Source organism: Pseudomonas sp. D(2018), from assembly GCF_005502555.1.
Lineage (GTDB): Bacteria > Pseudomonadota > Gammaproteobacteria > Pseudomonadales > Pseudomonadaceae > Metapseudomonas > Metapseudomonas resinovorans.
This window is the reverse complement of the sequence record NZ_SCOK01000009.1, coordinates 1-23154: the sequence shown is the minus strand read 5'-3', so window position 1 is coordinate 23154 and position 23154 is coordinate 1. Positions and strand designations below refer to the sequence as shown.

Sequence of the window (23154 nt, the reverse complement as noted above, 5' to 3'; positions counted from 1 at the left end):
ATGGACATCACCCGCGACAACCCAACGGGCAACGACTACCAAGCTGCCCTCGCACGCGGACTACTACCGATCCGCGAAGTGGCGCGCCAGACCGGCATCAACCCGGTAACCCTGCGCGCCTGGGAACGCCGCTACGGATTGATCGTGCCGCTTCGCACCAGCAAGGGCCACCGCCTGTATACCCGGGAGGAAGTGGCGCGCATCCACCTGATCCTCACCTGGCTGGACCGGGGCGTCGCTGTGGGTCAGGTCAAGGGGTTGCTCAAGGACCAGGACGCACCGGCATCCCTCGATACCTCCTCCGACTCACCCTGGGAAGAGCAGCGCCGGCACCTGTTGGAAGCCATCGGCAACCTCGCCGAGCGCCAGCTGGATGAGTGCTTCAACGCAGCCATGGCGCTGTATCCGCCCAAGACGCTCTACCGCCAGTTGCTACAGCCCCTGCTGCAAGACCTGGAGCAGCGCTGGCGCACCCAGTTCGGTGGCCAGGTGGAGCGCGTGTTCCTCTACTCCTGGCTGCGCACCAAGCTCGGCACACGCCTCTACCACAACAACCGCCAGTACAGCGCCGCGCCGATCCTCCTGGTCAACGCCTCCGACCTGCCCATGGAGCCAGGCCTCTGGCTGACGGCCTGGCTCGTCAGCAGCGCCGACTGCGCGGTGGAAGTCTTCGACTGGCCGGTGCCCGCCGCCGAACTGGCACTGGCCACGGCGCAGATCCAACCCCGCGCCCTGCTGTTCTACTCCAGCCAGCCGCTCGCTGCCGGCCAGTTGCCCCGACTGCTCGAAGGCCACCCCTGTCCATGCCTGCTGGGCGGCCCCGCCGCGGCCATCCACCAGGCTGAACTCGCTCCTGGCGCCACCCTGGCCGAAGGCCCGCTGGACGCCCTGCAAGCCCTTGCCAACCTGGGCCTGCTGCTCAACCGATAAAGGAACGCGCCATGCGCCAACTCATGTGGTTCCGCACCGACCTGCGCGTGCAGGACAACAGTGCCTTGCACGCCGCCATGGCGGCCGGCCCCACCCTCGCCCTCTATCTCGTCAGCCCCGGCCAGTGGCAGGCGCATGACGACGCACCGGCCAAGGTGGACTTCTGGCTACGTAACCTCGCAACGCTGGCCCGCGCGCTGGGCCGATTGAACGTGCCGCTGCTGATTCGCCGCGCCGAAACCTGGGCCGACGCCCCGTCCGTGGTGCGTGACCTCTGCCGCGAGTTCGATATCAGCTCCGTGCAGGTAAACGAGGAGTACGGCATCAACGAAACCCACCGCGACCGCCAGGTGGCCGAGCGGCTGGCCGCAGACGGCATTGTCCTGCGCAGTCATCTCGACCAACTGTTCTTCCGCCCCGGCAGTGTGTTGACTCAGTCCGGCAGCTACTTCCAGGTCTACAGCCAGTTCCGCAAGGTCTGCTATCAGCGCCTGCACATCGCCATGCCGAGTTGCCTGCCACCGCCCAGGGCGCAGGACGAGCTGGGCATCCGCAGTGACACGCCACCGGCCATGGTGGACGGCTTTCCCACGCCGCCGGAAAGCTTGCGGCAGCTCTGGCCGGCCGGCGAAGAGGCTGCCCTCGAACGCCTGGATGCCTTTGCACTGGAGGAGCTCTGGTGCTACGAGAAACGCCGCGACTTCCCCGCCCAGCCAGGCACCAGCCAGCTCTCGCCGTACCTCGCCGCAGGCGTGCTCTCGCCCCGCCAATGCCTGCACGCGGCACTGCGCAACAATCAGGGCGAATTCGACAGTGGCAATGCCGGTACCGTCTGCTGGATCAACGAACTGCTCTGGCGCGAGTTCTACAAGCACATCCTGGTCGGCTACCCACGCATCTCCCGGCACCGCCCGTTCCGCCAGGAAACCGAAGCCCTTGCCTGGCGCCATGCGCCAGATGAACTGGAAGCCTGGCAACAGGGCCGCACTGGCGTTCCCATCGTTGACGCTGCCATGCGCCAGCTGCTCGCCAGCGGATGGATGCACAACCGCCTGCGCATGGTAGTGGCCATGTTCCTCACCAAGAACTTGCTGATCGACTGGCGCGAAGGCGAGCGCTGGTTCATGCGCCACCTGATCGACGGTGACCTGGCAGCGAATAACGGCGGATGGCAATGGAGCGCGTCCACCGGCACCGATGCTGCCCCCTACTTCCGCATCTTCAACCCCATCAGCCAGTCGCAGAAGTTCGACCCGGACGGTCGCTTCCTGCGCCAATGGCTGCCTGAACTCGCCCACCTGGACAAGCGGGATATCCACAACCCGGCGAGCCTTGGCGGCCTGTTCGGCGCGCCGGGCTATCCCCCACCGCTGGTGGATCTCTCCGCCAGCCGTGAACGTGCCTTGGCGGCCTTCAGGAATCTTTCGGAACGGGTCGTGTGAAGACGACTCAGGCCTGCGGGGCCATGTGGGCAATTGTTGGGCCTTGCCGAGCTCCACCACCCCGGAGGATCAATGCAACGCCAACAAAAAACCGGACACTTGGTCCGGTTTCTTGTGCTGCAGATTCGCCTCAGAAGGACAGGCGATAGTGCAGGGTATAAGTCTCTACGCCATCGTTCGGCTGCTTGATGCCGGCGTTGGAATAGTGCATGGCACGTACGCCGACTTCCTGGTTGGCGAAGCGCAGGCCCAGACCCAGGCGGTCTTCGAACTGGAAGGACGAGCCCAGGTCATTGTCTTCCAGATCGGTGTTTTCGAACACGGCAACGCCGATACCGGCTTCGATGTAGGGCTTCACAGTCTCACCGGCGAATTCATAGACGAACACCGGCGAGAAGGACAGGCTGTGGTTGCTGGAGGTCTCGTCACCTTCCCAGTAGGTGTAGGCGGCGTCCCAGAAACCGGTCAGGCGACCCACGTCGCTCTGGAACCAGCTGCTGGAGAAATCGAATTGGGTCCCCAAGCGATACACCATCGTGGACTCGCCAGTCTGGCCTATATCCAAAGAAACATCCGCCGCCTGAGCGGAAGCGATGTGACCGATAGACATGGCTGCTGCTGCGGCCCAGCAGAAAAGCTTCTTCATGAAAACAGTCCTTTTTCTGAAGTGCTGAAAAACGTGTTAATACCTAGTCGCGATTATAGATAGCTTTTTAATCGGGGAAAGAAATCTGGCGGACTTTTCCATCAGTCAGGGAACTTGTCCACGCGGGCAGACTCGCCCCAGAGCACCGGCAGGATTTCCTGCATCATCGCCGGGTCGCCACTCGACCAGAAACGACATGGTTCAGACTCCCCGCCCGCCAGCAGGCCACGTGCATCCAGCAGGCGTTGGAGCTGTCGGGCAACAGCCGCACCGGTATCGATCAGGCTGACGGAGTCCGGCACCATCTGGCGCAACAACGGACGCAGGAACGGGTAGTGGGTGCAACCGAGGATCAGCGTATCGCACCCCTCGGCCAACAGCGGCTCGACATAGCCAGACAACAGGGCACGCGTCTCCGGGCCCATGAGGTCGCCGGCTTCGATGCGCTCCACCAGTCCCGGACAGGGTTGGGTAATCACCCGCACGTCCCCCGCAAAGCGATCCAGCAGCGCAGCGAACTTGGCGCTCTTCAGCGTGCCCGTGGTCGCCAGCACGCCCACGACACCACTGCGCGTGGCCGCCGCTGCCGGCTTCACTGCAGGCTCCATGCCGACAATCGGCAGCTGTGGATAACGCTCGCGCAGGTCGGCTACGGCCGCCACGGTGGCGGTGTTGCAGGCCAGCACCAGCGCCTTGGCGCCCTGGCCAAGAAGGAACTCGGCGATGTGATGGCTGCGTTCGCGGATGAAGTCGGCGCTCTTCTCACCGTACGGGACATGGCCACTGTCGGCCACGTACAGCAGCGATTCGCGGGGCAACAGTGTGCGGATTTCCCGCAGGACGGAGAGGCCGCCAACGCCCGAGTCGAAGACCCCGATCGTGGCCGCCTCAGGCATGCCGGACACCGCAGACTTCGCAGGCGGGGTCGCGCTTGACCCGCAGCTCGCGGAAACGACTGCCCAGGGCATCCACCAGCAACAGGCGGCCGACCATGGACTCACCGAATCCGGCGAGCAGCTTCAGGGCTTCCAATGCCTGCAGGCTGCCCACCAGACCAACCAGTGGGCCGACCACACCGGCTTCGCTGCAAGTCAGCTCGGCTTCACTGCCATGACCGTAGAGGCAGTGGTAGCAAGGGCTGTCGTCGCGACGCGGGTCAAAGACCGAAAGCTGGCCCTCGAGACGAATTGCAGCGCCAGACACCAGCGGTTTGCCGGCAGCCACGCACGCGGCGTTGACCGCTTCGCGGGTACCGAAATTGTCGGTGCAGTCCAGCACCACATCCACCGCAGCGACAGCGGCGGCCAGGGAATCCTCATCCAGCGCACGCGAGTGCGGCACCAGGCGCACGTCCGGATTCAACGCAGCAAGGCGGGCCATGGCTGAATCGACCTTGCTTTGCCCGACGCTGTTGCTGTCGTGGACGATCTGCCGCTGCAGGTTGGTCAGGTCGACGGTGTCGAAGTCTGCCAGGTGCAGTTCACCTACCCCGGCGGCGGCCAGGTAGAGGGCGACCGGAGAACCCAGGCCTCCGAGACCGACGATCAGGACACGGCTCTGCTTCAGCCGCAGTTGGCCGTCGACGTCGATCTGCGGCAAGAGGATCTGCCGGCTGTAGCGAAGGAGTTCCTGATCACTCAGCATGGCCATTGTCCAAGGGAGATGCGTTCGTGGTCGCCCAGGTCGCGGCGGCTTTCCACGTGCTGAAAGCCCTGGCGGGACAACAGGTCACGCACGGCCGGAGCCTGGTCGTAACCATGTTCCAGCAGCAACCAGCCACCAGGCAGCAGGTGCTTGGGTGCGTCCCGGATGATCAGGCGGATGTCGTCCAGACCATCAGCGCCGGCGACCAGGGCGCTGGTCGGTTCGAAGCGCACGTCCCCCTGGGCCAGGTGCGGGTCCTGGGAGGGTATGTAAGGCGGATTGCTGACGATAAGCGCGAAGCGTTGCTCGCCCAGGGCGGAGAACCAATGGCTCTCGACGAACCGGGCGTTGTTCAGCTTGAGGCGCGCGCGGTTGCGCTCAGCCAGCGCCACGGCGGCGGAAATGCGATCGACACCGGTCACTTCCCAGCCCAGGCGCTCGCATGCCAGGGCCAAGGCAATGGCTCCGGTGCCAGTACCCAGGTCAAGCACCTTGGAGGTACTTGCCGGCAGCAGGGCCAGCGCCGTTTCCACCAGCAGCTCGGTATCCGGACGCGGGATCAAGGTATCGGGTGCTACCTCCAGGTCCAGGCTCCAGAAGCCTTGGTGACCGAGGATGTACGCCACTGGCTCACCCATGCGGCGGCGCTGCAGGTAGCTGGCGAAACGTTCAGCCACTTCGCTGGAGACCACCCGTTCCGGCCAGGTGTGCAGGAAGCTGCGCGGCTTGCCAAGGGCGGCAGCCAGCAGCAGTTCGGCATCCAGGCGCGGGGTAGGGGAATCAGGCAGCTGGGCTTGCCCGAGGAGGCTGGCGATGATCGTCACGTCAGTCTCCCAGAGCCGCGAGCTGGTCGGCCTGGTATTCGGCAAGCAATGGCTCGATCACAGCCTCCACTCCCCCGGCCATGACGTCGTCCAGGGCGTAGAGGGTGAGGTTGATGCGATGGTCGGTAACCCGGCCCTGCGGGTAGTTGTACGTACGGATGCGCTCGGAACGGTCACCGGAACCCACCAGCAAACGACGGGTGTCGGAGATTTCCTTTTGAGCGGCGGCTTCCTGCTGGTCATTCAGCTTGGCAGCGAGCCAGGCCATGGCCTTTGCGCGGTTCTTGTGCTGCGAACGCTCTTCCTGGCACTCAACCACGATGCCCGACGGGATGTGGGTGATCCGCACCGCCGAATCAGTCTTGTTGACGTGCTGACCACCGGCGCCCGAGGAGCGGTAGGTGTCGACGCGCAGATCGGCGGGATTGATCTCGATGGCGGCCTGCTCGTCGGGCTCTGGCAGCACGGCGACAGTGCAAGCGGAGGTGTGGATGCGCCCCTGGGATTCGGTTTCCGGCACCCGTTGCACACGGTGCGCTCCGGACTCGAACTTGAGCTTGGCGTAGACGTTGTCGCCTTCGACCCGGGCAATCACTTCCTTGTAGCCACCGTGCTCCCCTTCGTTTTCGGAGAGGATTTCGACACGCCAACCCTGGCGCTCGGCATAGCGGGAATACATGCGAAAGAGGTCGCCGGAGAAGATCGCCGCCTCGTCGCCGCCGGTACCGGCGCGGATTTCCAGGAACACGTTGCGACCGTCGTTGGGGTCCTTGGGCAGCAGCATGCGCTGCAGGCGGTCTTGCAGCTCCACCAACTGCTCGCGGGCGAGTGCGACTTCCTCCTCGGCCATCTCGCGCAGGTCTGGATCATTGTCCTTGAGCAGCGCCTGGGCGCCTTCCAGATCACTCTGAACCTTGCGGAACTCGCGAAACGCCAGAATCACCGGCTCGACCTCGGCAAACTCCTTGGAGTAAGCGCGGAATTTCCCTTGGTCACTGATGACTTCGGCATCGCCGAGCAGGGCGGTGAGCTCCTCGTAGCGGTCCTGGAGGAGGTCGAGCTTGTTCAGCAGGGAAGCTTTCATTGCGAACGTTTATCCGAGCCCTCGTCGAGGGCGAAGAGTTCCTGGGCCACGGCCAGCGCGTCGAAGCGACCGTCGGCAGAGAGTTTCTTCAGCTGCACGCTGGGGGCGTGCAGCAGCTTGTTGGTCAGGCCACGGGCCAGCAGGGCCAGCACTTCTTCGGCCGAAGTGCCGTTCTGCAGCATGCGCTGCGCCTTGAGCACTTCCTCGTCACGCAGACGCTCCGCCTGCTGGCGATAGGCTCGCAATACGTCAACCGCGGCCAGCTCTCGCAGGCGCTGCATGAAGTCTTCGACACCAGCCCCCACCAGCTCCTCGGCAGCCTGGGCTGCACCCTGGCGGCTCTTGAGGTTTTCCGCGACGACCTCGTGCAAGTCGTCCACGGTATAGAGGTAGACGTCGTCCAGTTCACCCACTTCGGGCTCGATGTCACGCGGGACAGCGATGTCGACCATGAAGATCGGTTTGTGTCGACGCTGCTTCAGCGCACGCTCCACCGCGCCCTTGCCAAGAATTGGTAACTGGCTTGCTGTGGAGCTGATGACGATATCGCTGTTGACCAGTTCCTGGGGCATGTCGGCCAGCAGCACGGCATGGGCGCCGAACTCTTCGGCCAGGATGCTGGCGCGCTCCAGGGTACGGTTGGCGACCACGATGCGCTTCACGCCCTGCTCGTGCAGGTGGCGGGCGACCAGGGTGATGGTCTCGCCGGCGCCGATCAACAGCGCCTGGCTGCGGTGCAGGTCGGAGAAGATCTGCTTGGCCAGGCTGACGGCAGCGAAGGCCACGGAAACCGGGTTCTCGCCAATGGCGGTGTCGGTACGCACCGTCTTGGCGGTGCTGAAAGTCGCCTGGAACAAGCGGCCGAGCAGCGGACCGACCGTACCGGCCTCACGGGCAACGGCGTAGGCGGACTTCATCTGGCCGAGAATCTGCGGCTCTCCGAGGACCATGGAGTCCAACCCGGAGGCAACGCGCATCATGTGGCGGACGGCGGCATCGTCCTGGTGCACGTAGGCACAGGCACGCAGCTCTTCCAGGCTGAGGTTGTGGTAGCCGGCCAGCCAGGCGAGTACCTCATCGGTGCTGGGGTGATCCTGCTCCAGGTAAAGCTCACTGCGGTTGCAGGTGGAGAGGATCGCCGCCTCGCGACTGGGCGTTATGCGACACAGCTGCTGCAGGGCCTCAACCAGCTGCTCGGGGGTGAAAGCCACGCGTTCGCGGACATCCACCGAGGCGGTCTTGTGGTTGATACCAAGAGCAATGAAGGCCATGCAGGGTCGCTAACTGAAACAGGAGGGCGCGCAATTGTCCTACTTCACCCGAACAACGACAACCACCGCCGATAATTGTCTGCTCGACCAGGTTTGCCCCCGCGGGTTGCCGCCCCGCCCCATGTGCTAGCCTGACGGCTTGTGTCATGATGAGACACTCGCTGGTTAGTCGCCTTCCTTCCTATGAATAGATCCCTCTCGTTGCTGACCGCCCTGCTGTTTCTCGGCGGCTGTCAGAGCTTGACCCACAAGTCCCCGGACGGCACCCCGCCGGTCGAGGAAGGCAACCAGGCCTCCGCGCCCGCCAAGCCCGAGGTCTATGGTTCGTTCAACCGCGAAACCCTCTACGCCCTGCTCGCTGCCGAACTGGCTGGTCAGCGCAACCGATTCGACATCGCCCTCGGCAACTACGTACAGCAGGCCAACGCCACACAGGACCCGGCTGTAGCCGAGCGCGCTTTCCGCATCGCCGAGTACCTGGGCGCAGACCAAGCCGCATTGGACACCTCGTTGATCTGGGCCAAGAACGCTCCCGACAACCTTGATGCCCAGCGCGCCGCAGCCGTGCAACTGGCGCGCTCCGGCCGTCATGACGAAGCCATGACCTATATGGAGAAGGTGCTCCAGGGTCAGGGCGACACCCATTTCGACTTCCTCGCGCTCTCTGCCGCGGAAACCGACGCCGATACCCGCGCAGGCCTGTTGCAAAGCTTTGACCGCCTGCTGACCAAGTACCCGGACAATAGCCAACTCGTCTTCGGCAAGGCCGTGCTGCTGCAACAGGATGGCCGCACCGAAGAAGCACTCCATCTGCTCGAAGGGGTGCCCTCCGACGACAAGGAAATCGCCCCGATCCTGCTGCGCGCTCGCCTACTGCAAAGCCTCAAACGTGGCGACGAGGCCCTTCCACTGCTGCAGAAGGCCATCAAGCAACACCCTGACGACAAGCGCCTGCGCCTGACTTACGCCCGCATGCTGGTAGAGCAAGGTCGCCTGGACGAAGCCAAATCCGAGTTCTCCGGCCTGGTCCAGCAATTCCCTGACGACGACGACCTGCGCTACTCCCTGGCGCTGGTCTGCCTGGAAGGCGAAGCCTGGGACGAAGCCCAGGTCTACCTGGAAGAACTGGTTGACCGCGGCAGCCACGTCGATTCGGCGCACTTCAACCTTGGCCAGGTCTATGAAAAGCGTGGCGACAAAGACAGCGCGCTGCTTGAGTACGCCTTGGTCGGGCCGGGCAATGACTACCTGCCAGCGCAAATGCGCCAGGTGGAAATCCTTCTGGAAAGCGGCAAGCCCGACGAAGCGGAAGCTCGCCTGGCCAAGGCCCGCGATGCCCAGCCGGACTACGCTATCCAGCTTTACCTGATCGAAGCCGAAAGCCTGGCTGAGCGCCAGCAGCCCGAGCGCGCCTGGAAGGTCATCCAGCAGGGCCTGCAGCAGTATCCCGACGACCTCAATCTGCTCTATACCCGCGCCATGCTGGCCGAGAAGCGCAACGACCTGACCCAACTGGAGAAGGACCTGCGCTTCATCATCGAGCGCGAGCCGGAAAACGCCATGGCGCTGAACGCCCTCGGCTATACCCTGGCCGACCGTACCACGCGTTACGACGAGGCCAAGAAGCTGGTGGAACAGGCCCACAAGCTCAACCCGGACGACCCGGCCATCCTCGACAGCCTCGGCTGGGTGAATTACCGCATGGGCAACTTGCCTGAAGCCGAACGGCTGCTGCGCCTGGCCCTCAAAGAGTTCCCCGACCACGAAGTCGCCGCGCACCTGGGCGAAGTGCTCTGGGCCCAGGGCAAACAGGTCGAAGCCCGCAAGATCTGGGCTGAGGCCCTGCAAAAGCAGCCTGACAGCACCATTCTCCGTGACACCATGCAACGCCTGACTGGCTCCGGAGCCCTCTGATCCATGCGTTTACGTAACCTCCTGGCGGCTGGCGCGCTTCTCCTGCTCACCGGCTGCGCCGCCCTGATTCCCCATGAAACCTTCGAAGGCCAGGGCAACCAGGCCTCCTGGAATGCGCACAAGGCCCAGGTCAGCACCCTCGACGGCTGGCAGATCAGCGGCAAAGTAGGCATCCGTGCCCCCAAGGACTCCGGAAGCGGCACCCTGTTCTGGCTGCAGCGCCAGGATTATTACGACATCCGCCTTTCCGGCCCGCTGGGCCGTGGTGCCGCGCGCCTGACTGGCCGCCCGGGCAAGATCGAACTGGAAGTAGCCAATCAGGGCCGTTACCAGGCCGAAACCCCCGAAGCGCTCCTGGAAGAACAGCTCGGCTGGCGCCTGCCGGTGTCCCACTTGCTCTGGTGGGTGCGCGGCTTGCCCGCCCCCGACACTCGCAGCCGCCTGACCCTCGACGGCGCCAGTCGCCTGTCCCACCTGGAGCAGGACGGCTGGCAAGTGCAATACCTGAGCTATGTCGAGCAAAACGGCTATGCCCTGCCCGAGCGCATCAAGCTCAGTGGCGAGAACCTTGACGTCACCTTGGTGATCAAGGACTGGCAGCCACGCCAGCTCGGGCAGTGACATGCAGGACGCGCAACTCATCCTGCCTGCTCCAGCCAAGCTCAACCTGATGCTGCACATCCTCGGCCGTCGCGCCGACGGCTATCACGAGCTACAGACGCTCTTCCAGTTTCTCGACCATGGCGACGAACTGGGTTTCTCGCTGCGCCAGGACGGTGAAATCCACCTGCGCACCGAAGTGCACGGCGTCCCCCATGACAGCAACTTGATCGTTCGCGCTGCTCGCAAACTGAAGGCCGAATCGGGTTGCCGCCTCGGAGCCGACATCTGGCTGGACAAGCGTTTGCCCATGGGGGGCGGGATCGGGGGCGGAAGCTCCGACGCCGCCACTGCCCTCCTCGCCCTGAATCGCCTGTGGAACCTGGGCTGGAGCGAAGATCGCCTGGCCACCCTCGGGCTCTCCCTAGGCGCCGACGTACCGGTCTTCGTGCGTGGCCGCGCCGCCTTCGCGGAAGGTGTCGGCGAGCAGCTGACTCCAGTGGAGCTGCCGGAGCCCTGGTTCCTCGTAGCGGTGCCGCAAGTCTTTGTCAGCACAGCAGAAGTTTTCTCCGATCCTGAGTTGACACGGAATTCTCCGCCCATTAAAGTTCGCAGCCTTCTTGAGGGGGGCGGTCGGAATGACTGTCAGCCGGTGGTCGAGAAACGTTACCCAGATGTACGTAACGCGCTGATCTTGTTGAATAATTTCACATCAGCTAGATTGACCGGCACTGGAGCTTGTGTGTTTGGGAGCTTCCCAAGCAAGAGCGATGCTGATAAAGTCTCGCGCCAACTTCCGGCCACTCTGCCGAGCTTTGTCGCTCAGGGGCGTAACATCTCGATGTTGCACCGCAAGCTTCAAGGTCTGGCTTGAGAAGGAATGCAAGGCATTCGGTTGTACGATACAGGGGCGTCGCCAAGCGGTAAGGCAGCAGGTTTTGATCCTGCCATGCGTTGGTTCGAATCCAGCCGCCCCTGCCATTAACCCCACCGGGGTTTACGTACAACACAACGAAAGCACTGCGCAGCAAGTTAAAATTCTAGGGGCGTCGCCAAGCGGTAAGGCAGCAGGTTTTGATCCTGCCATGCGTTGGTTCGAATCCAGCCGCCCCTGCCATACACTTAAAAAGCTGTTCAAAAGCTACGGCCTTTGAACGGCTTTTTGATTCATCAGGTCTACCCTCAGCCGGCAGGTACTGCGCGTGTCCAAGATGATGGTCTTCACGGGGAATGCCAACCCCGATCTGGCGCGTCGCGTCGTACGTCAACTGCATATTCCCCTCGGCGATGCCTCCGTAGGCAAGTTCTCCGACGGCGAAATCAGTGCTGAAATCAATGAAAATGTCCGCGGCAAGGACGTCTTCCTGATCCAGCCGACTTGCGCACCGACCAACGATAACCTGATGGAACTGGTGGTGATGGCTGACGCCTTCCGCCGTTCCTCGGCCTCCCGCATCACTGCGGTCATCCCCTACTTCGGCTATGCCCGCCAGGATCGCCGTCCGCGTTCCGCCCGCGTGGCCATCAGCGCCAAGGTAGTGGCTGACATGCTGACCGTAGTCGGCATCGACCGTGTACTCACCGTCGACCTGCACGCCGACCAGATCCAGGGCTTCTTCGACATTCCGGTGGACAACATCTACGGCTCCCCGGTCCTGGTCGATGACATCGAAGACCAGCGCTTCGAAAACCTGATGATCGTTTCCCCGGACATCGGTGGCGTGGTTCGTGCCCGTGCCGTGGCCAAGTCCCTCGGTGTTGACCTTGCCATCATCGACAAGCGTCGTCCGAAGGCCAACCAGTCCGAAGTCATGCACATCATCGGCGATGTCGAAGGCCGCACCTGCGTGCTGGTCGACGACATGGTCGACACCGCTGGCACCCTGGGCCACGCAGCCAAGGCCCTGAAGGACCATGGCGCTGCCAAGGTCTACGCCTACTGCACCCACCCAGTGCTGTCCGGACGTGCCATCGAGAACATCGAAAACTCCGTGCTGGACGAGCTGGTGGTGACCAACACCATCCCGCTGTCCGCCGCGGCACAAGCCTGCTCGCGTATCCGTCAGCTGGATATCGCGCCGGTTGTGGCTGAAGCGGTCCGCCGCATCAGTAATGAGGAATCGATCAGCGCGATGTTCCGTTAAGGACATCCCTGACGAAAGCACCCCGCCTCGGCGGGGCTATTTGCCCAACCGCCCGGATGCTGGTCGCAAGCATTACGGGCGTTTTGGCTATTTTGGAGAAGTGTAATGACTGATTTTGCCCTGAATGCCGAAGCGCGTTCTGACCTGGGGAAAGGTGCGAGCCGCCGCCTGCGTCGTAATGCCAACCTGGTTCCCGCTGTAATTTACGGCGGCGAGAAAGCCCCGCAATCCGTAAGCCTGCTGGCCAAAGACCTGGCCAAGCTGCTGGAAAACGAAGCTGCTTTCAGCCACGTGATCGCCCTGAACGTTTCCGGCGCTACCGAAACCGTTCTGATCAAAGCCCTGCAGCGCCACCCGGCCAAAGGCTTCGTACTGCACGCTGACTTCCAGCGCGTAGTTGCCGGCCAGAAGCTGACCGCCCACATCCCCCTGCACTTCATCAACGAAGCTACCTCCGTTGGCGTGAAGCAAGGCGGCGGCGAAGTTTCCCACACCATCTCTGAAGTCGAAGTCTCCTGCCTGCCGAAAGACCTGCCGGAGTTCATCGAAGTTGACCTGGCCAAGGTCGAAGTAGGTCAGACCGTTCACCTGTCCGACCTGACCCTGCCGAAAGGCGTCGAGCTGGTGGCCTTGGCCCACGGCAACGACCTGGCAGTTGCCAACATCCATGCTTCCCGCGTGGTGAAGGAAGAAGGCGAAGCCGAGTAATTTCTTACTCTGCGTCAGCCTGACAAAGGGCCCCTGTAGTGACTGCCATTCAACTGATCGTCGGCCTGGGTAATCCAGGCCCCGAATACGACCAGACCCGGCATAACGCAGGGGCCCTTTTCGTTGAGCGCCTGGCGACGCGCGAACGCGTCAATCTGAGCCTCGACAAGAAGTACTTCGGCCTGGTCGGGAAGTTCTCTCACCAAGGTCGCGACGTTCGTCTGCTGATCCCCACCACCTACATGAACCGCAGCGGCCAGTCCGTAGCGGCCCTGGCCGGGTTCTTCCGCATTCCGCCCGAGGCCATTCTGGTGGCCCACGACGAACTCGACATGCCACCCGGTGTTGCCAAGCTCAAGACTGGCGGCGGCCACGGCGGCCACAACGGGTTGCGCGACATCATCGCTCAACTCGGCAACCAGAATTCGTTCCATCGCCTGCGGCTTGGCATCGGCCATCCGGGGCACAGCAGCCTGGTTTCCGGCTTCGTTCTCAGTCGCGCCCCGCGCAGCGAACAGGAACTGCTCGACACCAGCATCGATTTCGCCCTCGACGTGATGCCAGAACTGCTCGCCGGTGACCTCACCCGCGCCATGCAGAAGCTGCACAGTCGCAAGGCCTGAACCCACTCCGCGCAGAGGCACACTCCATGGGATTCAATTGCGGCATCGTCGGCCTGCCTAACGTCGGCAAGTCCACCCTGTTCAACGCCCTGACCAAGTCCGGTATTGCAGCGGAGAACTTCCCCTTCTGCACCATCGAGCCGAACAGCGGCATCGTGCCGATGCCCGACTTGCGCCTCAATGCCCTGGCCGAGATCGTCAAGCCCGAGCGCGTGATCCCCACCACGATGGAATTCGTCGACATCGCCGGCCTGGTAGCCGGTGCTTCCAAAGGTGAAGGCCTGGGTAACAAGTTCCTTGCCAACATCCGCGAGACCGACGCCATCGCCCACGTGGTGCGCTGTTTCGAAGACGAGAACGTCATCCACGTTTCCAACAGCGTCGACCCCAAACGCGACATCGAGATCATCGATCTCGAACTGATCTTCGCCGACCTCGACAGCTGCGAAAAGCAACTGCAGAAAGTCGCTCGCAACGCCAAGGGCGGTGACAAGGACGCCCTGGCACAGAAAGCCCTGCTGGAAAAACTCATCCCCCACTTCAGCGAAGGCAAGCCGGCGCGCTCGCTGCTGAAGAACCTGGGTGACGAGGAGAAGCGCCTCGTTCGCGGCTTCCACCTGCTCACCAGCAAACCGGTCATGTACATCGCCAACGTTGCCGAAGACGGTTTCGAGAACAACCCGCACCTTGACGTGGTGAGAGTCATTGCCGAGGAAGAAGGCGCCATCGTGGTTCCGGTGTGCAACAAGATCGAAGCCGAAATCGCCGAACTCGACGACGGCGAAGAAAAGGACATGTTCCTCGAAGCCCTCGGCCTCGAAGAGCCCGGCCTGAACCGCGTGATCCGCGCCGGCTACGACCTGCTCAACCTGCAGACCTACTTCACCGCAGGCGTGAAGGAAGTCCGCGCCTGGACCGTCCGTATCGGAGCCACCGCCCCGCAGGCTGCTGCCGTTATCCACACCGACTTCGAAAAAGGCTTCATCCGCGCCGAAGTAGTCGCCTATGACGACTTCATCCAGTACAAGGGTGAAAACGGTGCCAAAGAAGCCGGAAAATGGCGTCTTGAAGGCAAGGAATACATCGTCAAAGACGGCGACGTGATGCACTTCCGCTTTAACGTCTGATCCACGAAAAAGCCCCGGACCTCCGGGGCTTTTTGCTTCTGTAGGATGGTGTTGAGCGAAGCGATACCCATCACGGGCACCTGCTTCGATCCGCTGAAAACCCTCCCCGGCCACCGCGCTTCCCTGAAAACGTTCTCACCACCTAAACAATTGAAAGATCACAAAATTATCTAAGCGAAGGGGTTGACAGCCCCCCGACAGATGCGGAAAATGCGCGCCACTCGGCTACATAGCTCAGTCGGTTAGAGCGCAGCATTCATAATGCTGATGTCCCAGGTTCAAGTCCCGGTGTAGCCACCATACAAATCAAAGGGTTAGCGCAAGCTAGCCCTTTTTTGTTTTGGGCGACAGACTACAAACAGACTACATCCCGACTACCGAGCCTTTGCTAGGCACCTTCCCAAGGATTCACAAGGTCCACCCCCAACTCCTCGAAGTCACGGGTGTTTCGTGTAGCGACCTTGGCGCTGTAGAGCCGGGCTATCGCCGCAATCTGTCCATCAGCCATATCTGTCACCCTTCCCTTGGCTTCACTGGCCGAAACCAGCGCCGCATAGTGCACAGCTGCATCCACATCAAAAGGCAGAATGCAGCCGGCAAAGAGCTTGTTGAAAAGCGTGTCGGCGCCTATCGCCAACAAATCCTTCCGCTTACCGTTTGGCATCCTGGCGATCCCATAAAGGATCTCAGCCACTGAGATGGAACAGATCACCAGTTCGCTACCTGGCTGAGCATCCAGCCATGCAACGACGCTTGGGTCAGGCCTGGATTTCATCATCTCCGAAAGGACATTGGTGTCTAACAGGATCATTCATCAAAGTCCGCTGCACGTGCCTTTGTGTTGCGGGGAGGCAATTCCAAATCCACACCGCCCGCAGCGGCAAAAAGTTCGTGAATCCGAGTGCCCATTCCGCTGGGCTTGTTCTGCTTCGCAAGTGCTTCAGCAAGGATCACCCTCACTTCTTCCTCCATCGAGCGACCATGGCTGGCGGCCACGACACGAAGCCGAGCTTTCAGCTCATCGTCCAGGTTGCGAATCGTGATGCTAGCCATAGGGACCTCCAATGGAATCATTGCAATCACTGCAATCATACTGGAACGTGCCTGCTTTGCGCCAATGGCGACAGACGCAATGCGGATTCCAGATGATCCGGCGACAGATGCGCATAGCGCATGGTCATGGCGATCGACGAGTGGCCGAGGATCCGCTGCAAGCTGAGGATGTCCCCTCCCCCCATCATGTAGTGGCTGGCGAAGGTATGCCGGAGGATGTGGGTCATCTGCCCTGGTGTGTGGAAGCCACAGCGCAGGTAGGCACTTCGAAATGCGGCCCTACAGGACACGAACAGCCGGCCATTCCCGGGCATCCCTACCTTGAGCGCTATCGCCTCAACTTCAGCGGGGATCGGTACTGACCTGGACTGGCGGTTTTTGGTCCGGTGGAAGTGCGCCTTGCCTCCGAATATGGCACTGCGCTGCAGCGATTCAGCCTCATCCCAACGCGCTCCCGTTGCCAGGCAGATCAGCGCGACGGGGTAGGTATGGTTGTTGGTGGACTTGCGGCACTCCTCGAGGAGCTGCTCGATCTGCGCCAAGGTCAGAAATGTGAGTTCTACCTGATCGGTCTTGATCTGACGGACCTTGGCGAGAGGGTTGTCTCCTACCCACGCCCCCAAGCGGTTCAGTTCCGAGAAAACGGCGGAGAGATAGCGCTGCTCATGGTTGACCGTGTGCGGCGAGACATCCTTGAGGCGTGATTGCCGATAACGAGCCCAGGCGAGCGTATCGAACTCAGACACGCACGGGTCGTGTAGTCGTTCGACCACCGCCAATGTTCGAGCGAGTCTGTATTGGTGGTCCTTGAGCGAGCAGCCATGCAGGTCGTACCAGAGTTGCACCAGGTCAGACAGGCGATCATCCAGCGGCCTGCCGGTTTGCTTCAGCAAGGACAGGAAGTTCGCCTCATAGCGCTGAGCAGCAGCCTTGGTGAGAAACCCGTATTTGCGGATTCGGCGCCCGGAGCGACCGTTCTCATAGAAATCCGCCGTCCAGGTCTTACCTTCCTTGCGTGCCGTCATACCGCCCTACCCCACCTGATCGTTCGCTCCGTCAGCAGCTTCTGGATGTGCTTGTAGATATCACGCTCGCCCTTTTCCTTTGCGGCGTAGTGATCGCGTATTACCGGCCAGCACACCCATTCCCGGAGGCTGGCGAAGGCCTTTTCCGCGCCCACTCGCTCCCGTGCAAGCAGGCTGATGAAGTTTCCCAGGAAGAGCTCCACGTTCTTGCCGGTGAAGCCCTGGGAGGTCTTGAAGTGGCGCTTGTAGTGGGTGCGTCCCGCCAGCGATTCAGCCGGGATAGAGACCTTCACGTCCTGGCGCATCAGGGTCCAGAAGGCATCGAGTACGCCCTTACTGGAACACAAGCGGAAAGACTCCAGACCGTACTGGAACAGCCCGTCGAGATGGCCCGCCAGTTCGGCAAAAGTGCGGTTGTCGATCATGGCGCCGGTATCCATATCGGCCGAGCCATCGGCAAACTGCTGGACGACGGAGTGGTGATAGCGCAGTTCGATCCGCCAGACAGGAGCTTCAGGGTCGTAGTTCTGGTCGTCCTCGACATCGAACGGGTTGTCCATGCCGGACCAGACCGAGCGCCAATAGTCGAGCTTGTCGATGCTCCAGGCCTGAAGGGACTTGTTGTAGATGGCGAGCTGGATGCCTGACGCCGAACCGAACAGGAAGGACTGGCCACGGCCATAGGAGACGGCTTCCCCGTCGTAGTGCACTTCCTTGATGCCGGAAAGGTCACGGCGGGCTCGTGCACGGCACAGCAGACGGTCAATCAGATCCTCGGGAGGCGTCCAGCCTTGCACGTCCAGGGCGAGATGCACGGCGCACTGGTTGGGCTCGACGTGTTGCATGGCTGCCTTGGCGAAGCGGTCCATCCACTCCTGCAGGACGTCGGGCGTGCATGACTGAATGGCGTGCGGGCTCACTTCGATCTTCATGTGGGCGCCGATTACGTCGATCTTCACGTTGAAGTTCTTCAACAGGAGGACGAAGCCAAGGTCAGCGTTCTGCAGCTTGTACTGGTAGCCCGAATCGCGACCTACACGTCCTGCGTGCCACTGGTGCCCGGCAAATTCGACGATGTCGCCCTGCTCCACCAAAGAAACAATCTCGGGACGCAACATCCCACGGTAGAGCTGCCGAACCGTATCCACACGACAGCCCAACAGGCGGACGCTGGACAGGTCGTTGATGCGTGCGGTCTTCGGGTCCAGGAACAAACGCCCGAATTTCGAGGGCTCAGCGGTGAGTCCATCCAGACGCATCTGATCAATTGCTTTCTTCACTGTTCTTTCCCCATCAGTGAGTAACAACAAGGTTTCTAAAAGCGGTTCATAAGACGTGCTACAGGGACGTCAGGCCCGCGGCCCTTTGCGCGGTGCTCGCGGGCTCGCATCCGGGCAAAAGGGCCGCGGGAGAAGGCCTGACGGTGTGCAAAACGGCTTGCAGCTACCACAGGAACTCCCCCTTCACGTAAGGCACCTGGGTCACGCGGACTTGCTTCGGTGGCGTATCGGGGCCGAAGGACTGTTGGCCAGGGGCGGACGCGGAAGGCAGCGGATTGGCCTTGTAGGTCTCCAGGGATTGCCGATCCGGCAGGCTGGAGTCGAAGTAGCCGTAGGTCGCGGCCATGATGCAGAAGTCAAACGAGGTGGCGACGCGGGTGGCCTGCTGGCTGTAGCACTGGCAGGAGACGCCATCCTTCACCGTGTCCGGTGGACGCTTGGCGACCAGGAACGGATCCGACGTGGACAGGCAGTACAGGCGCGGATGGGTCACCGGCTTGGTCAGTTCGTCATACACCGGCGCCGTGGACGGGATATCCGGGATCCTCGGTTGCAGGCTGGCGAGATACTGCGCCTTGGTCTTGGGCGCGCTGCCGGTGGGTGGACTGAGTACCGCGTCCACCTTGTCGCTGACCTTGTCCACCAGGGACTTTTCAACGCTGGCCACCGCCGCCGCTTCTACCGGGGTGGAGCCCTGCTTGTAGCGCTCATAGGCGCGATAGACGAGCACCGCCGCGACCACCAGCACCAGGCAGGCGAGGATGAATTTCTTCGGCAGGTTGACCTTGAAGTGGTGGCCGGCGTTGGCGCTCTGGTAGACGTCAAAGAAGCGTTTGTCGATCTTCACCGGCTGCTTGTCGGCGTCCTTGAAGGCGGTCTTCTTCTCTACCTCCTCGATGACGAACTGCGATTCGAAGCGCAGCAGCTGGGCGGACTTGAACACCCGCACGAAGTGGATATGCCCATCGGCCAGCCGCCGTGCATGCACATCGAGAAAGCGCGGGTCCTGGGTGATCAGGTGCAGCTCGTGGCCGTTCTTGCGGATCAGCTCCAGGCGGCTGACGTGTTCGGGGATCGCCTTGCGCGGGTCTCGCACGCCGAACATGGGCACCGCCGCAGAACCCTGGGCTTCGTCCACCACGATGATGGCGTCGGCGGGTAGCTCATACCATTTGGTGGCGTCGTCGAACTCGAACCACGCCGCTTGCAGCTTCTCCGGCTTGAGGCCGGTGACGTTGTGGTAGTAGACGACGCGGCCAGCCCGAAAGGCCTTGTCGTCGATTTCGCGGATGGCGTTGAGGGTCTTGCCGTGACCGGGCTTGCCGGTACGCAGGATGATCATGGCCGCCTCCCTTAAGCATCAATGGAGGTGCCACCAGGGGCACGCCAGACTTGTTTGCGTTTGAGGTCGGCGGCCTTGTCCAGTCCGGTGAGGATCAGGCGGGTGGTGATCGCGGAGAGGAAGATGTTGACGATGACGTCGAACTTGGCGAGGCCGAGCATCTGCTGAATCACCACCCCGGTACTGCCGATGTTCTGGGTGATGTAGTTCTTCGCCACATCGAGCACAGCGTTGTAGCCGACGTAGGTGACGAAGCCGACGCCGAGCATGCGCAGCACGAGGCGTACAGCGGGGCCGATGATCATGATGATGAGCTGGGCGATGAAGAGGAATTGCATCAGGCACCTCCAAAGGCACGGCCCACGTACAGCGCCGCCATGATCGAGGCGATGGCGACGAAGACGTAGGAAAGGTCGGAAGCCGCCGCGCACAGCGGCTCATAGGAAAACGCGAGGGTCTTGCCGCCGCCGGAGCGCAGGCTGACGGTCTTGTCTACCGGGCAGGTACCGGAGGGCAGCCAGCGGGCGCCGGACTCGATAAAGGACGGCACCTGCAGCTCAGGGGACTCGGGGTTGCCGGGATCGGCACCGGTCAGCAGCTCTTCAATTTCCTGCTTGTGACCGGGGAAGTCGTTCAGCTCTTCGGCGGCGCACTTCTGCTCCTTCTCCTGCTGGAGGATGGCGCACTGGATGGCGTCGCCTTCGCAGGTAATCGACTGCTCGCATTGCAGGCCGGTGGCGCTGGACTCATCTTTCTCCTCTTCCTCCTTCTCCTGCTGTTCCTTGGCCTTGTCGTCCTGGGACTTGCCGTCACCGTCCTTGCACCCCGAACCGGTGCAGGTGGAGGACTCGTCGCCCTTGCTGCCGTCCGCGTTGGTGTGGCTGACCGAGGTGTTGTTGGTCACGCTGGTGGTGCAGGCCTTGGTGCCCGAGCAGTTGGTCGTGGTGGTGGTTTCGCTGGTGGTGGTGGTCTTGGAGCCGTCCGGGTTGGTGACCTCGGTGATTTCCTTCTCGGTCTCGGTTTTCTGCTTGGAAGGCGGCGGGGTCTTGGGGATGCACACGTCCTGGATACCCGCCCCCACGTCCACCTGCCCACGGTCGCATGAGCCGGGGTTGGTGTATTCAGAGGTGGTCTGGCAGGTCATGTGCACCCGCCCTTCCCCATCCGTCACCTTGTCGGTGCAGCTGGATTCAGACTTGGATTGCGCCTCGAGGGAGGATGGCCCCTTGTTGGGGCTGTCTTCGGCGGTGCAGGACACGCCATTGCCCTTGTACGAGAACAGGCCGAACACGCCATTGGGCGTGCCATCGACGAAGCGGTAAACGTTGGTCGGCCCGGCACCGTTCCAGGCATACTGGCAGGCGTTCTGGCAAACCACGCCGGCCGGATCGGTGCGGGCGCCGATCGCACCACCACCGGTGTATTCGCCCATGCGGTGTTCGTGGGAGATTTGCTTACCGATGGTCGGTTCGCAGACATCCGGTGCAGGCACCTCGCAGGCCCCCGTCATCGGGTTAAGGGGTTGCCCCGGTGGGCAGGAGTCCCCGATTCGATACATCGGGTTAGCCCAACGCGGCGTGCCCTCAGCATTTCGGAGAGTGCAGTCGGCCTGCGTGCCATCACGGTACAGCGGCGAGACACTCTTCGTTGGATAGATGGTGGTTAATCGGGCAGCCTCGCACAACGCTTCCGGGCTGGCCTTAGCGCCAAGCCTGAGGTTGTCGGGCAGGAATACCCAGGCATAGGTCGCCGCCTCAGAGCCGCCCGAAAAACACCAGGTAAAAAGCCACGCAGCAAAGGGCCAGATAAAACGTCGGATAGTCGAAGGACATGGATTCACCATCTCGCTACTCGCCCTGTGGAAAAGAAAGGCCCGGCGAACCGGGCCCGTGGAGCGGACGCCGGGGTTACAACGCGCGGCGCATGTACTTGAACGCCGCAGCGCCGACCAGGACGGCGAACACGGCCCAACCGATGGTGTTGGTGTCCTCACCGGCAGTGGTCAGGGCGCCGGTGGCTTCGGCGGGTACGGCGGCGTAGACGATGGATCCGACGAAGGCACAGGCAGTGCCGACAGCGGCGGTGGTGGCACCGACGGAACGGCGCAGGAGGGATTGCAGGTTCTGGCTCATAGAGACCTCACAGCAGTTTTTTCAGGATGAGGAAGGCAAAGACCGAGGCGAAGAGGATCAGGACTTCATCCTTCAACGCCATGGCGTCCTCCCAGCTCAAACCGGACCCGTGATCGAGCGAGGTCCGGAGTTCTTCAGCCGTGACAGCGGACAGTTGCCCGGTGCAGACGATGCCGCCGCCTACCCGGATGCCCCAGTCGCCGTCACAGACGATGAAGTTCACGCCGCGTGCTCCAGGACCTGGGCCGGCAGCGGTTCTTCACAGCCACCCGGGCAGGTGTGTTCATGGAGCTTCGGCAGGAGGTCGGACGCCGGGGCCGGTTGATTCCAGAGCTGGCCCATCGGTCGCCCGCAGCGGTCACACACGACGCGATCCAGAATCACCATGGCGGCGCCCTCCCCCGGTTAGGACTTGGCCGGTTCAGTCGGAGCCGGAGTGGCTTGCGGCTGAGCCTGCTGCTGGCGGTTCGGCTGGTTGCTGCGCGGGGCCGGTTGGTCGTGCACCACGGCGACGATCACCTGCTTGTTCTCGATGCGGCCGTACTGGTCGCGGGTGGGGCGGACGGCGGTTTCGAATTTCATCTTTTGCGGGCCGCGGCTGAAGTCGATTTCTTCCAGCACGGCGGGGTCGCAGCTGTAGCCGGTGAACTCGAAGCCACGGGCGTTGGGGCGTTCCTTGGAGCCTTGGGGGATGGGCGAGAAGCCCTGCAGGCTGGCGAAGACTTCGCCGGTGTCTTTCTTGGCGTACCAGTCGGTCTGGACGACGAGGATTTCCAGGGTGGCTTTGGCGGTTGGGATGTCGAACATGGGTATTTCCTCTTTTGGTTGCGCCTTGGGCGCGGTCTGTAATCAGCCGGCTCGACTTTCTTGGGCGTGAAGGGTCCCTCGACCCGTGGTTGGCCGTTCTGTCGGTGTGGCTGTGGGTGGTGCCTGGTGCGTACGGTCGGGCTGCGGGGTGGCCGGTCAGGCCTCAAACACCAAGGGCGCTGCCCTTGTCATCCCGCTCTTGCCGCCGAGGGCTCGGGAGCGCGGGGCGGTGAAGCGTTGCCCCTCTCTCCCAAGCCGAGGCTGTTTCAGGGTGGTGGACGGTCAAGGGTGCGCTTCGCCCGGCGCTCCGTTTGGCCGAACGGTGAAGCGTGTTCGGACAAGCCGGTGCGGCGGCCCTGGACCTGGGCGAATGCGGTGTGGAGGCGCAGGCGGGGGAAAAGCCCGAAGGCTTTGGCCAGGCGGAAGGTCAGGACGGCGATCAGGGCCACGACCAGGGTGATGAGTTGGGCGTCAGTCATGGCTCAGTCCTCGAACGGCTCGTGGATGGGCACGAAGGGCGTGGGTGGCCCGCTGTCGTACACAACGTGCCAGTACTTC

General features: G+C 62.5%; 27 protein-coding genes and 3 tRNA genes. 12 read left to right on the top strand and 18 right to left on the bottom strand.

Annotation, left to right across the window (positions count from 1 at the left end; genetic code table 11):
• On the top strand, window positions 1–930 hold the full coding sequence (locus tag FFS60_RS08510) for a MerR family transcriptional regulator (RefSeq protein ID WP_028629928.1): 930 nt from the start codon (window positions 1–3) through the stop codon (window positions 928–930).
• Between the two features lie 11 nt (window positions 931–941).
• On the top strand, window positions 942–2372 hold the full coding sequence (phrB, locus tag FFS60_RS08505) for a deoxyribodipyrimidine photo-lyase (protein ID WP_137821717.1): 1431 nt from the start codon (window positions 942–944) through the stop codon (window positions 2370–2372).
• 130 nt (window positions 2373–2502) lie between these two features.
• Here the strand turns inward: phrB and FFS60_RS08500 are convergent, their stop codons facing one another.
• The 6 genes from FFS60_RS08500 to hemA all read right to left on the bottom strand — a co-directional run bounded on the left by FFS60_RS08500 (window position 2503) and on the right by hemA (window position 7841).
• Entirely contained in the window at window positions 2503–3018 is a 516-nt protein-coding gene (locus tag FFS60_RS08500; protein ID WP_028629926.1) for an acyloxyacyl hydrolase, read from the bottom strand.
• Window positions 3019–3119: 101 nt separating this feature from the next.
• Entirely contained in the window at window positions 3120–3914 is a 795-nt protein-coding gene (gene murI, locus FFS60_RS08495; RefSeq protein ID WP_137821716.1) for a glutamate racemase, read from the bottom strand.
• Window positions 3907–4662: a molybdopterin-synthase adenylyltransferase MoeB gene (locus FFS60_RS08490; RefSeq protein ID WP_028629924.1), complete on the bottom strand. Its 756-nt coding sequence runs from the start codon at window positions 4660–4662 to the stop codon at window positions 3907–3909. Before FFS60_RS08490 ends, murI begins: the two co-directional genes overlap by 8 nt.
• Window positions 4656–5486, bottom strand: coding sequence for a peptide chain release factor N(5)-glutamine methyltransferase (gene prmC / locus FFS60_RS08485; RefSeq protein WP_137821715.1), 831 nt, complete (start codon window positions 5484–5486; stop codon window positions 4656–4658). Before prmC ends, FFS60_RS08490 begins: the two co-directional genes overlap by 7 nt.
• 1 nt (window position 5487) lies before the next feature.
• Window positions 5488–6570 carry a peptide chain release factor 1 gene (gene prfA / locus FFS60_RS08480; protein ID WP_028629922.1) on the bottom strand — a complete coding sequence of 361 codons (1083 nt, stop codon included), beginning with the start codon at window positions 6568–6570 and terminating at the stop codon, window positions 5488–5490.
• The gene (gene hemA, locus FFS60_RS08475) at window positions 6567–7841 is read right to left on the bottom strand and encodes a glutamyl-tRNA reductase (protein ID WP_028629921.1); all 1275 of its coding nucleotides are present in this window, start codon (window positions 7839–7841) and stop codon (window positions 6567–6569) included. The genes prfA and hemA overlap by 4 nt, the downstream gene beginning before the upstream one ends.
• Window positions 7842–8024: 183 nt before the next feature.
• On the opposite strand from hemA, the gene FFS60_RS08470 reads away from it, so the two are divergent.
• From FFS60_RS08470 to FFS60_RS08425, 10 genes are all read left to right on the top strand, one after another.
• A complete protein-coding gene (locus FFS60_RS08470) occupies window positions 8025–9755 on the top strand; it encodes a tetratricopeptide repeat protein (protein WP_137821714.1) in 1731 nt (576 codons plus the stop codon).
• A gap of 3 nt (window positions 9756–9758) precedes the next feature.
• Window positions 9759–10376: a lipoprotein insertase outer membrane protein LolB gene (gene lolB, locus FFS60_RS08465; RefSeq protein WP_028629919.1), complete on the top strand. Its 618-nt coding sequence runs from the start codon at window positions 9759–9761 to the stop codon at window positions 10374–10376.
• A gap of 1 nt (window position 10377) precedes the next feature.
• Complete coding sequence (ispE, locus tag FFS60_RS08460; RefSeq protein WP_137821713.1) at window positions 10378–11229, top strand: 4-(cytidine 5'-diphospho)-2-C-methyl-D-erythritol kinase; 852 nt, start codon at window positions 10378–10380, stop codon at window positions 11227–11229.
• 32 nt (window positions 11230–11261) lie between these two features.
• A tRNA-Gln gene (locus FFS60_RS08455) sits at window positions 11262–11336 on the top strand.
• A 61-nt stretch (window positions 11337–11397) separates the two neighbouring features.
• Window positions 11398–11472, top strand: a tRNA-Gln gene (locus FFS60_RS08450).
• Between the two features lie 85 nt (window positions 11473–11557).
• Window positions 11558–12499 carry a ribose-phosphate pyrophosphokinase gene (locus tag FFS60_RS08445; protein WP_028629917.1) on the top strand — a complete coding sequence of 314 codons (942 nt, stop codon included), beginning with the start codon at window positions 11558–11560 and terminating at the stop codon, window positions 12497–12499.
• A gap of 105 nt (window positions 12500–12604) precedes the next feature.
• Window positions 12605–13207: a 50S ribosomal protein L25/general stress protein Ctc gene (locus FFS60_RS08440; protein WP_028629916.1), complete on the top strand. Its 603-nt coding sequence runs from the start codon at window positions 12605–12607 to the stop codon at window positions 13205–13207.
• A gap of 38 nt (window positions 13208–13245) precedes the next feature.
• A complete protein-coding gene (gene pth / locus FFS60_RS08435) occupies window positions 13246–13830 on the top strand; it encodes an aminoacyl-tRNA hydrolase (protein ID WP_137821712.1) in 585 nt (194 codons plus the stop codon).
• 26 nt (window positions 13831–13856) lie between these two features.
• Window positions 13857–14957, top strand: a complete 1101-nt coding sequence (gene ychF / locus FFS60_RS08430) for a redox-regulated ATPase YchF (protein WP_028629914.1) — start codon at window positions 13857–13859, stop codon at window positions 14955–14957.
• 223 nt (window positions 14958–15180) lie between these two features.
• Window positions 15181–15257 (top strand) — tRNA-Met (locus FFS60_RS08425).
• An 88-nt stretch (window positions 15258–15345) separates the two neighbouring features.
• On the opposite strand, the gene FFS60_RS08420 is transcribed toward FFS60_RS08425, so the two are convergent.
• From FFS60_RS08420 to FFS60_RS28650, 12 genes are all read right to left on the bottom strand, one after another.
• A complete protein-coding gene (locus FFS60_RS08420; RefSeq protein WP_120654602.1) occupies window positions 15346–15768 on the bottom strand; it encodes a type II toxin-antitoxin system VapC family toxin in 423 nt (140 codons plus the stop codon).
• Window positions 15765–16010: an Arc family DNA-binding protein gene (locus FFS60_RS08415; RefSeq protein ID WP_028629912.1), complete on the bottom strand. Its 246-nt coding sequence runs from the start codon at window positions 16008–16010 to the stop codon at window positions 15765–15767. Before FFS60_RS08415 ends, FFS60_RS08420 begins: the two co-directional genes overlap by 4 nt.
• A 35-nt stretch (window positions 16011–16045) precedes the next feature.
• Window positions 16046–17035: a tyrosine-type recombinase/integrase gene (locus tag FFS60_RS08410; RefSeq protein ID WP_137821711.1), complete on the bottom strand. Its 990-nt coding sequence runs from the start codon at window positions 17033–17035 to the stop codon at window positions 16046–16048.
• Window positions 17032–18294, bottom strand: coding sequence for a hypothetical protein (locus FFS60_RS08405; RefSeq protein ID WP_137821779.1), 1263 nt, complete (start codon window positions 18292–18294; stop codon window positions 17032–17034). Before FFS60_RS08405 ends, FFS60_RS08410 begins: the two co-directional genes overlap by 4 nt.
• Window positions 18295–18478: 184 nt before the next feature.
• Window positions 18479–19657 carry a zonular occludens toxin domain-containing protein gene (locus FFS60_RS08400; RefSeq protein ID WP_137821710.1) on the bottom strand — a complete coding sequence of 393 codons (1179 nt, stop codon included), beginning with the start codon at window positions 19655–19657 and terminating at the stop codon, window positions 18479–18481.
• 11 nt (window positions 19658–19668) lie between these two features.
• Window positions 19669–19995 carry a DUF2523 domain-containing protein gene (locus tag FFS60_RS08395; RefSeq protein ID WP_137821709.1) on the bottom strand — a complete coding sequence of 109 codons (327 nt, stop codon included), beginning with the start codon at window positions 19993–19995 and terminating at the stop codon, window positions 19669–19671.
• Entirely contained in the window at window positions 19995–21089 is a 1095-nt protein-coding gene (locus FFS60_RS28995) for a virulence factor TspB C-terminal domain-related protein (RefSeq protein ID WP_256658053.1), read from the bottom strand. The genes FFS60_RS08395 and FFS60_RS28995 overlap by 1 nt, the downstream gene beginning before the upstream one ends.
• Before the next feature lie 475 nt (window positions 21090–21564).
• A complete protein-coding gene (locus FFS60_RS08385; protein ID WP_137821708.1) occupies window positions 21565–21789 on the bottom strand; it encodes a major capsid protein in 225 nt (74 codons plus the stop codon).
• Between the two features lie 7 nt (window positions 21790–21796).
• A complete protein-coding gene (locus tag FFS60_RS08380) occupies window positions 21797–22012 on the bottom strand; it encodes a hypothetical protein (protein WP_137821707.1) in 216 nt (71 codons plus the stop codon).
• 182 nt (window positions 22013–22194) lie between these two features.
• Window positions 22195–22596, bottom strand: coding sequence for a DNA-binding protein (locus FFS60_RS08375; protein WP_137821706.1), 402 nt, complete (start codon window positions 22594–22596; stop codon window positions 22195–22197).
• A gap of 266 nt (window positions 22597–22862) precedes the next feature.
• Window positions 22863–23075, bottom strand: coding sequence for a hypothetical protein (locus FFS60_RS08370; RefSeq protein WP_137821705.1), 213 nt, complete (start codon window positions 23073–23075; stop codon window positions 22863–22865).
• Window positions 23076–23078: 3 nt separating this feature from the next.
• Window positions 23079–23154: DUF5447 family protein (locus FFS60_RS28650; protein WP_171016507.1), on the bottom strand; the 76-nt coding region annotated here is incomplete at its 5' end.

Coding starts and splice junctions, on each gene's coding strand:
- FFS60_RS08510 (WP_028629928.1), top strand. CDS start 1: ATGGACATCACCCGCGACAACCCAACGGGCAACGACTACCAAGCTGCC.
- phrB (WP_137821717.1), top strand. CDS start 942: ATGCGCCAACTCATGTGGTTCCGCACCGACCTGCGCGTGCAGGACAAC.
- FFS60_RS08500 (WP_028629926.1), bottom strand. CDS start 3,018: ATGAAGAAGCTTTTCTGCTGGGCCGCAGCAGCAGCCATGTCTATCGGT.
- murI (WP_137821716.1), bottom strand. CDS start 3,914: ATGCCTGAGGCGGCCACGATCGGGGTCTTCGACTCGGGCGTTGGCGGC.
- FFS60_RS08490 (WP_028629924.1), bottom strand. CDS start 4,662: ATGCTGAGTGATCAGGAACTCCTTCGCTACAGCCGGCAGATCCTCTTG.
- prfA (WP_028629922.1), bottom strand. CDS start 6,570: ATGAAAGCTTCCCTGCTGAACAAGCTCGACCTCCTCCAGGACCGCTAC.
- hemA (WP_028629921.1), bottom strand. CDS start 7,841: ATGGCCTTCATTGCTCTTGGTATCAACCACAAGACCGCCTCGGTGGAT.
- FFS60_RS08470 (WP_137821714.1), top strand. CDS start 8,025: ATGAATAGATCCCTCTCGTTGCTGACCGCCCTGCTGTTTCTCGGCGGC.
- lolB (WP_028629919.1), top strand. CDS start 9,759: ATGCGTTTACGTAACCTCCTGGCGGCTGGCGCGCTTCTCCTGCTCACC.
- ispE (WP_137821713.1), top strand. CDS start 10,378: ATGCAGGACGCGCAACTCATCCTGCCTGCTCCAGCCAAGCTCAACCTG.
- FFS60_RS08440 (WP_028629916.1), top strand. CDS start 12,605: ATGACTGATTTTGCCCTGAATGCCGAAGCGCGTTCTGACCTGGGGAAA.
- ychF (WP_028629914.1), top strand. CDS start 13,857: ATGGGATTCAATTGCGGCATCGTCGGCCTGCCTAACGTCGGCAAGTCC.
- FFS60_RS08420 (WP_120654602.1), bottom strand. CDS start 15,768: ATGATCCTGTTAGACACCAATGTCCTTTCGGAGATGATGAAATCCAGG.
- FFS60_RS08415 (WP_028629912.1), bottom strand. CDS start 16,010: ATGGCTAGCATCACGATTCGCAACCTGGACGATGAGCTGAAAGCTCGG.
- FFS60_RS08410 (WP_137821711.1), bottom strand. CDS start 17,035: ATGACGGCACGCAAGGAAGGTAAGACCTGGACGGCGGATTTCTATGAG.
- FFS60_RS08405 (WP_137821779.1), bottom strand. CDS start 18,294: ATGCGTCTGGATGGACTCACCGCTGAGCCCTCGAAATTCGGGCGTTTG.
- FFS60_RS08400 (WP_137821710.1), bottom strand. CDS start 19,657: ATGATCATCCTGCGTACCGGCAAGCCCGGTCACGGCAAGACCCTCAAC.
- FFS60_RS08395 (WP_137821709.1), bottom strand. CDS start 19,995: ATGCAATTCCTCTTCATCGCCCAGCTCATCATCATGATCATCGGCCCC.
- FFS60_RS28995 (WP_256658053.1), bottom strand. CDS start 21,089: ATGGGCGAATACACCGGTGGTGGTGCGATCGGCGCCCGCACCGATCCG.
- FFS60_RS08385 (WP_137821708.1), bottom strand. CDS start 21,789: ATGAGCCAGAACCTGCAATCCCTCCTGCGCCGTTCCGTCGGTGCCACC.
- FFS60_RS08375 (WP_137821706.1), bottom strand. CDS start 22,596: ATGTTCGACATCCCAACCGCCAAAGCCACCCTGGAAATCCTCGTCGTC.
- FFS60_RS08370 (WP_137821705.1), bottom strand. CDS start 23,075: ATGACTGACGCCCAACTCATCACCCTGGTCGTGGCCCTGATCGCCGTC.